At 77.2% G+C, this 8,280-nt stretch carries 2 protein-coding genes; both read right to left on the bottom strand.

Annotated features, from left to right (window positions below; translation table 11 throughout):
* Positions 1-1,845, bottom strand: a 1,845-nt coding sequence (locus ACGFX4_RS41025) for a type I polyketide synthase (RefSeq protein WP_393086286.1), incomplete at its 3' end; no start/stop codon positions are given.
* 47 nt (positions 1,846-1,892) lie between these two features.
* On the bottom strand, positions 1,893-8,280 hold a 6,388-nt coding region (locus ACGFX4_RS41020; RefSeq protein WP_393086284.1), incomplete at its 5' end, for an SDR family NAD(P)-dependent oxidoreductase.

Below are 8,280 nucleotides of genomic sequence, written 5' to 3'. Positions count from 1 at the left end.
CAGCGCCACCTCCACCGCGAACAGCGCGGGCTGCGTCCACCCCGTCTCGTCCAACCCCTCACCCGAGGCGATCACCTCCGCCACCGGCAGACCCAAAGCCTCCACCACCGCGTCGAACGCCGCCGCGAACACCGGGAACGCCCCGTACAACTCCCGCCCCATCCCCACCCGCTGACTCCCCTGACCGGAGAAGAGCAGGGCGAGCCGGCCGGAGCCGAGGGTAGAGCCGGTGACGACGTCCGGGCGGTCCAGGGCGCGCAGGCCGCTCGGGTCGCCGAGGACGACGGCCCGCTCCTCCAGCCCGGCCCGGGCGGTGACCAGGGAGCGGGCGACGGCCACCGGGTCGGCCTCCTCCAGCAGGTCGGCGATCTGCCCGGCCTGCGCGCGCAGCGCCTGCTCCGAGCGGGCCGACACCACGAAGGGCACCAACGGCGGTTCGGTCGAAGGAACTTCGGCGCGGTCGTCCTCCTCCGCCTGCTCGATGATCACGTGCGCGTTGGTGCCGCTCGCGCCGAAGGCCGACACCCCGACCCGGCGCGGGCCGTCGACGGCCGGCCAGGCGCGCTGCTCGGTGAGCAGCTCGACCGATCCGGCGGTCCAGTCGACGTACGGGGTGGGCTCCTCGGCGTGCAGGGTGCGCGGGAGCACGCCGTGCCGGATGGCCAGCACCGACTTGATCACGCCCGCCACCCCGGCCGCGGCCTGGGTGTGGCCGATGTTGGACTTCAACGAGCCGAGCAGCAGCGGCTGTTCGCGCTCCTGCCCGTACGTGGCGAGCAGCGCCTGGGCCTCGATCGGGTCGCCGAGGCGGGTGCCGGTGCCGTGCGCCTCGACGGCGTGCACGTCGGCCGGGGCGAGCCGGGCGCCGGCCAGGGCCTGCCGGATGACCCGCTGCTGGGCGGGGCCGTTCGGCGCGGTGAGGCCGTTGGACGCGCCGTCCTGGTTGACCGCGCTGCCGCGCAGCACCGCGAGCACCCGGTGCCCGTTGCGCCGGGCGTCGGAGAGCCGCTCGACCAGCAGCAGGCCGACCCCCTCCGCCCAGCCGGTGCCGTCCGCCGCCGCGGCGAACGCCTTGCAGCGGCCGTCCGCGGAGAGGCCGCGCTGGCGGGCGAACTCCACGAACCCCTGGGCGGTGGCCATCACGCTGACCCCGCCGGCCAGCGCCAGGTCGCTCTCCCCGCTGCGCAGCGACTGCGCGGCCAGGTGCAGGGCGACCAGCGAGGACGAGCACGCCGTGTCCACCGTCACCGCCGGGCCCTCGAACCCGAAGGTGTACGAGATCCGGCCCGAGGCGACGCTGTCCAGGCCGCCGATGCCGAGGTAGCCCTCCAGTTCGCCGGGCGCGTCGTGCAGCCGCGGGGTGTAGTCGCTGCCCGCGATGCCGGCGAACACGGCCGTCCGGCTGCCGCGCAGCGTGCCGGGGTCGATCCCGGCCCGCTCGAAGGCCTGCCAGGCGGTCTCCAGCAGCAGCCGGTGCTGCGGGTCGGTGGCCAGCGCCTCGCGCGGCGAGATGCCGAAGAACTCGGCGTCGAACTCGGCGGTGGTGTCGAGGAATCCGCCGTGCCGGGTGTACGAGGTGCCGGGGTTGTCGGGGTCGGGCGAGTAGAGCGCCTCCAGGTCCCAGCCGCGGTCGGCGGGGAAGGGGCCGACGGCGTCCCGGCCCTCGGTGACGAGCCGCCAGAGGTCCTCGGGCGAGTCGACGCCGCCGGGCAGTCGGCAGGCCATGCCGATGATCGCGATCGGCTCGCGCTTGGCGTGCTCGACTTCCTGGAGCCGCCGGTTGGCCTTCTGGGCGTCGGCCAGGGCGCGCTTCAGGTAGTCCCTGAGCTTCTGGTCGTTGGACATCGCTGCCTCTCGCGTCACGGTGTTCGGTGGAACGGGGGTCGGTCGGATCAGTGGGTGTCGGAGTTGCGCTCGACCAGCTGGAAGAGCTCCTCGTCGCTGGCGTTGTCGAAGTCGAACTCGTCCTCGTCTCCCGCTTGTTCGTCGAGGTCCCAGCGGTCGACCAGGGCGCGCAGCCGGCCCAGCAGGGCCCGGTCGACCTCGGCGGCGCCGTCCGGGGCGGCGAGGGCGCGCTCCAGGGCGGCCAGCGACTCCAGCGCGCCGAGCGGGCCGGGTCCGCCCGCGGCGGCCGGGAGTTCGGCCAGCAGGTGGGCAGCGACGGCGGCCGGGGTGGGCTGGTCGAAGACCAGGGTGGCGGGCAGGTCGAGCCCGGTGCCGGCGCCGATCCGGTTGCGCAGTTCGACGGCGGTCAGCGAGCTCAGGCCGAGGTCGCGGAACGCCCGGTCGGCGTCGACGCCGGCGCTGTCGCCGTGGCCGAGGACGGCGGCCGCCTCCCGGCGGACCAGGGCGAGGAGTTCGGCCTCGCGGGCGGCCGGGTCGGCCAGGGCGGCCAGCCTGGCGATCCACGGGGCGTCCTCGCCGTCGGCCGCGGGCTGCGGGGCGGCGGCCGCGGTGACGGTGGTGTTGGAGACGGTCGCCTCCAGCCAGTACCGCTGCCGCTGGAACGGGTAGCCGGGCAGCGGGACCGGGCGGGGGCGGGCGTCGGCGAGCGGCGCCGTCCAGTCCACGGCGACGCCGCGGACCCACAGGTCGGCCGCCGAGAGCAGGAAGCGGTGCAGCCCGCCCTCGTCGCGGCGCAGCGTCCCGGTGACCGCGCTGCGGCGGCCGAGCCCGGCCGACTCCAGGGTCTCCTGGAGCGGCACGGTGAGCACCGCGTGCGGGCTGACCTCGACGAAGACGGTGTGGCCCTGGTCGGCGAGCGCCCGGGTGGCGTGCTCGAAGCGGACCGTCTCGCGCAGGTTGGTGACCCAGTACGCGGCGTCCAGCCCTGCGGTGTCCTGCCAGCCGCCGGTGACGGTGGACAGCAGCGGCACCGTGCCGGTGCGCGGGCGGACGGGTGCCAGCAGCTCCAGCAGCTCCTCGCGGAGCCCGTCCACCTGGGCGGAGTGCGAGGCGTAGTCGACCGGGACCAGCCGGGCCCGGGCACCCTCCTCGCGGTAGCCGGCGACCAGTTCGGCGAGCGCCTCGGGCTCGCCGGAGACCACGGTCGCGGACGGCCCGTTGACGACCGCCACGGACAGCCGGCCGTCCCAGGCGGTGATCCGCTCGGCGACCCGGTCGACGGGCAGCGCGACCGAGGCCATGCCGCCCTTGCCGGAGAGCGCGAGGATGGCGCGGCTGCGCAGGGCGACCACCCGGGCGCCGTCCTCCAGGGAGAGCCCGCCGGCGACCACGGCCGCGGCGATCTCGCCCTGGCTGTGGCCGACCACCGCGTCGGGGTGGACGCCGTGGGCGCGCCACAGTTCGGCGAGGGAGACCATCACCGCCCACAGCACGGGCTGCACCACGTCGACCCGGTCGAGTCCGGGCGAGCAGGGCGCGCCGCGCAGGACGTCGACCAGCGACCAGTCGGTGTGCGGGGCCAGGGCGGCCGCGCACTCGGCGATCCGGGCGGCGAAGACCGGTGCGGTGTCGAGGAGTTCGACCGCCATGCCGGCCCACTGGGAGCCCTGTCCGGGGAAGACGAACACGGTCTTCCCGGTCAGGTCGGCGGTGCCGCGGACCAGGGCGGCCGAGGGCTCGTCGGCGGCGAGCGCCCGCAGGCCCTCGGCGCCGCCGACCGCGACGGCCCGCTCCTCCAGTGCGGCCCGGGCGGTGACCAGGGTGTGCGCGAGGTCCACCGGCTCGGTGGTCTCCAGCAGCTCGGCGATCTGCCCGGCCCGGGCCCGCAGGGCCGCGCCGGAGCGGGCCGACACCGCGAACGGCAGCACCGGCGGGGTCGGTCCGCGCTCGGGCCGCGGCCGCTCGGCGGGCGCCTGCTCGATGATCACGTGCGCGTTGGTGCCGGACACGCCGAACGAGGACACCCCGGCCCGGCGCGGACGCCCGGCCTCGGGCCAGGCCCGCTGCTCGGTGAGCAGCCGCACCTCGCCGGCCTCCCAGTCCACGTACGGGGTGGGCTCGTCCACGTGCAGGGTGCGCGGCAGCACGCCGTGCCGGATCGCCTGCACCATCTTGATCACCCCGGCGGCGCCGGCGGCGGCCTGGGTGTGGCCGATGTTGGACTTCAGCGAGCCGAGCCAGAGCGGCTCCTCGCGGTCCTGCCCGTACGTGGCGAGCAGCGCCTGCGCCTCGATCGGGTCGCCGAGGCGGGTGCCGGTGCCGTGGCCCTCGACCGCGTCGACGTCGGCGGCGGCCAGCCCGGCGTTGGCGAGCGCCTGCCGGATGACCCGCTGCTGGGCGGGGCCGCTGGGCGCGGTGAGGCCGTTGGACGCGCCGTCCTGGTTGACCGCCGAGCCCCGCAGCACCGCGAGCACCCGGTGCCCGTTGCGCTGCGCGTCGGAGAGCCGCTCGACCAGCAGCAGGCCGACGCCCTCGCCCCAGCCGGTGCCGTCCGCGGCGCCCGCGTACGCCTTGCAGCGGCCGTCGGCCGACAGGGCGCGCTGGCGGGAGAACTCCACGAACGTGGTCGGGGTGGACATCACGGCCACGCCGCCGGCCAGCGCCAGGTCGCACTCGCCGGTGCGCAGCGACTGGGCGGCCAGGTGCAGGGCGACCAGCGAGGAGGAGCAGGCCGTGTCGACCGTGACGGCCGGGCCCTCGAACCCGAAGGTGTACGAGATCCGGCCGGAGGCGACGCTGCCTGCGGTGCCGTTGCCCAGCCAGCCCTCCAGCTCCGCCGGGACCTCGCGGACCCGGGGCGCGTAGTCGTGGTACATCACGCCGGCGAACACGCCGGTGCGGCTGCCGCGCAGCGTGGTCGGGTCGAGTCCGGCGCTCTCCAGCGCCTCCCAGCCGGCCTCCAGCAGCAGGCGCTGCTGCGGGTCGGTGGCCAGCGCCTCGCGCGGCGAGACGCCGAAGAACGCGGCGTCGAACTCGGCGGCCCGGTCCAGGAATCCGCCGTGCCGGGTGTACGAGGTGCCGGGGCTGTCCGGGTCGGGCGAGTAGAGCGCGTCCAGGTCCCAGCCGCGGTCGGCGGGGAACTCGCCGATCGCGTCGACGCCGTCGGCGACCAGCCGCCACAGCTCGTCGGGGTCGGTGACGCCGCCGGGCAGGCGGCAGGCCATGCCGACGATCGCGATCGGCTCGTCCGCCCGGACCGGCACCGGGGCCGGCGCCGCGGCGGGTTCGTCGGCGGTGTCGCCGAGCAGTTCGGCGAGCAGGTGCTCGGCGAGGGCGACCGGGCTGGGGTGGTCGAACACCAGGGTGGCGGAGAGCCGCAGTCCGGTGGCGGCGCCGACCCGGTTGCGCAGTTCGACGGCGGTCAGCGAGTCCAGGCCGAGGCTGGTGAAGGAGCGGCTGCTGCCCACCGACTCCGGATCGCCGCCGAGCACGGCGGCCACCTCGGCGCGGACCAGCCGCAGCAGTTCGGCGAGCCGCTCGGCGCCGTCGCCGAGCGCGGCGAGCCGCTGCGCGAGCCCGGCCTCGCCGGCCGCCCCGGCCGCCGCGCCGGCGGTGCGGCGGGCCCCGCGGACCAGGCCGCGCAGCAGCGGCGGCACGGCGCGTCCGCGCAGCGCGGCCAGGTCGAGCGGCGCGGGCACCAGGGCGGGCCGCTCGCCGAGCAGCTCGGCCGCGTCGAACAGGGCCAGGCCCTCCGCGGAGTCGATCGGCCGGATGCCGAACCGGGCGAGCCGGGCGTGGTCGGTCTCGGTGAGGTGGCCGGTGATGCCACTGGCCTCGGCCCACTGGCCCCACGCCAGCGACTGGGCGGGCAGGCCGAGCGAGCGGCGGTGGGCCGCCAGCGCGTCCAGGTAGGCGTTGGCCGCCGCGTAGCTCGCCTGCCCCGGCGAGCCGAGCACGGTGGCGACGGAGGAGTACAGCACGAACGCGGCCAGGTCGTGGCCCCGGGTCAGCTCGTGCAGGTACCGGGCGCCGTCGGCCTTCGGCTCCCAGACGCCGGCCAGCCGCTGCCGGGTGAGCGCGCCGAACACGCCGTCGTCGACCACACCGGCGGTGTGGATCACGGCGGTGAGCGGGTGCGCGGCCGGGACGGCGGCGATCGCGGCGGCGAGCTGCGCGCGGTCGGCGGTGTCGGCCGCGGTGACGGTCACCGCGGCGCCGAGCGCCTCCAGTTCGTCCCGCAGGCCGTCCGCGCCGGGTGCGTCGGGTCCGCGCCGGGAGAGCAGCAGCAGGTGGCGGACGCCGCGCTCGGCGACCAGGTGGCGGGCCAGCAGCGCGCCGAGCACGCCGGTGCCGCCGGTGATCAGCACGGTGCCCTCCGGGTCCCACGGACGGGACTCTCCCTGCGGCGGCGCGACCCGCTGCAGCCGGGGCACGTGCACCCGGCCCTCGCGGAGCGCGAGTTGCGGCTCGCCGGTGGCGACGGCGGCGGCCAGCCGCTGCTCGGAGGCGGCCTCCGCGTCGGTGTCCACCAGGACGATCCGCTCCGGGTGCTCGGACTGCGCGGAGCGCAGCAGGCCCCAGACCGGCGCGAGGGCCTGGTCCGGCACCTCCCTGTCGACGGCGACCGCGCCCCGGGTCACCACGACCAGCCGCGAGGACGCGTTCGCCTCGTCGGCGAGCCAGCCCTGCACCTGCTTCAGCACCTCGGCGAGGGTGCCCCGGTGCGCGGCCACCCGCAGCTCGTCGAACGGGTCGACGGGCTGCGCCGGGGCCTCGATCCGCGGCCACTCCACGGCGAACAGGCTGTCCCGGTCGAGGCGGGCGGCCCCGGCCGCCGGGCCGTCCTGCACGGGCCGGGTGACCAGCTCGGCGATCGACACCACCGGACGGCCCTCGGGGTCGTCGGCGGTCAACGCGTACTGGTCCGGGCCGGTCTCGGCGACCCGGATCCGCAGCGCGGTCGCGGCGGTGGCGTGCAGGGTGACGCCGCGGTAGGCGAACGGCAGCCGCCGGCCCGCCTGCGGGCCGCCGGCGAGGGCGGGCAGCTGGGCGGCGGCGTCCAGCAGCGCCGGGTGGATGCCGAACCGGGCGGCGTCGGCCGCCTGCTCGGCGGGCAGCGCGGCCTCGCCGTACAGGTCCGTCCCGTCCCGGCGCACCGAGCGCAGGCCGCGGAACGCCGGGCCGTAGTCGAGTCCGACGGCGGCAAGCTGCTCGTACGCCTCCTCGGCGGTGATCTCCTCGGCGTCCGCCGGGGCGGGCCGGACGGCGTCCGGGCGCGCGGCCTCGCGGTCCGAGAGCAGACCGTCGGCGTGCCGGGTCCACTCGGCGTCGGCGCCCGCCCGGGAGTGGACGGCGACCGTGCGCACCCCGTGCCCGTCGGGCTCGCCGACGGCGACCTGCAGCTGCAGCGCGCCGCGCTCGGGCAGCACCAGCGGGGCCTCGACGACCAGTTCGTCCAGGACGGGCGCGCCGACCTCGTCGCCGGCCCGGATCGCCAGCTCCAGCAGGGCCGCGCCCGGGGCGAGCACCGTGCCGTGCGCGACGTGGTCGGCGAGCCACGGGTGGGTGGCGAGCGAGACGCTGCCGGTGAGCAGCACGCTGTCCGAGTCGGCGGGGCGGACGACCGCGCCGAGCACCGGGTGGCGGACGGTGCCGAGGCCGAGGCCGCCCGCGTCGACGGCTCCGGCGGCGGCCTCCAGCCAGTAGCGGCGACGCTGGAACGGGTAGGTGGGCAGCTCAGTGCGGGGGCGGCGGTCGCCGCCGAACAGGGCGGTCCAGTCGACCCGGTGACCGTGGACGTGGATCCGGGCGAGGGCGGTGAGCGCGCTGTGCGCCTCCGCCTTGTCCCGGCGCAGGGCGGCGGCGGTGACCGGCGCCTCCAGGGTCTGCTCGACCAGCCCGGTCAGCGTGCCGTCGGGGCCGAGCTCCAGGAAGGTGGTGACCCCCTCGGCGGCCAACTCGCCGACCACGTCGGCGAACCGGACCGGCTCGCGGACCTGGCGCACCCAGTACGCCGGGTCGGTGAGCTCGGCGGCGGTGGCGACCTTGCCGGTGACGTTCGAGACCACCGGCAGCGTCGGCGGGTGGTAGGTCAGGGTGGCGGCGACCGCCTCGAAGGCGGCCAGCATCGGGTCCAGGTGCGCGGAGTGGAAGGCGTGCGACACCCGCAGCCGGCGGGTGCGCCGGTCGGCGAAGCGCTCGGCGACCGCGAGGACGGCGTCCTCGTCGCCGGAGACCACCACGGCGCGCGGGCCGTTGACGGCCGCGATGCCCACCGCGCCGGTCAGCAGCGGCAGCACCTCGTCCTCGCCGGCCTGGACGGCGGCCATCGCCCCGCCCACCGGCAGCGCCTGCATCAACCCGGCCCGCGCCGCAACCAGCCGGGCCGCGTCCTGGAGCGAGAACACCCCCGCCACGTGCGCCGCCGCCAGCTCA

Source organism: Kitasatospora sp. NPDC048365, from assembly GCF_043200835.1.
GTDB lineage: Bacteria > Actinomycetota > Actinomycetes > Streptomycetales > Streptomycetaceae > Kitasatospora > Kitasatospora terrestris.
Note: the sequence above shows the minus strand (reverse complement) of the source record. Positions and strands in the feature narration are given on the sequence as shown.